This is a genomic window from Bradyrhizobium pachyrhizi (genome assembly GCF_001189245.1).
In the GTDB taxonomy this organism is placed as follows: Bacteria; Pseudomonadota; Alphaproteobacteria; order Rhizobiales; family Xanthobacteraceae; genus Bradyrhizobium; species Bradyrhizobium pachyrhizi.
The window spans coordinates 1-312 of the sequence record NZ_LFIQ01000071.1 but is presented as its reverse complement, the minus strand read 5'-3'; the positions used below and the strand labels follow the sequence as shown (position 1 = coordinate 312).

Here is a 312-nt window from a genome sequence, read left to right as displayed (position 1 = left end):
CGACACCACCAACTCGATCAAGCAGGCGGCCGAGTTCGGCATCGTCAAGGGCGGCCAGAAGCTCGCGGCGCTGCTGCTGTTCCTCACCGACGTCAAGGCGATCGGGCTCGAGACCGCGCAGGGCCTCAACTTCACCGAGACGTTCTACTGGGACCTCAACGACAAGACCCGCGCGTTCTCCAAGCGCTTCTCGGAGCGGATGAAGAACAGCGCGCCCCCGACCATGGTGCAGGCCGGCGTCTATGCGGGCCTCATGCATTACTTCAAGGCGCTGGAAGCGCTCGGCGGCAATCCGCATGACGGCGCCAAGGT

Annotated in this window: 1 protein-coding gene; it reads left to right on the top strand. The window is 64.7% G+C overall.

The features are described 5' to 3' along the window. The coding region (locus AKL29_RS14595; protein WP_152977602.1) for an ABC transporter substrate-binding protein at positions 1–312 on the top strand (312 nt) is incomplete at both ends.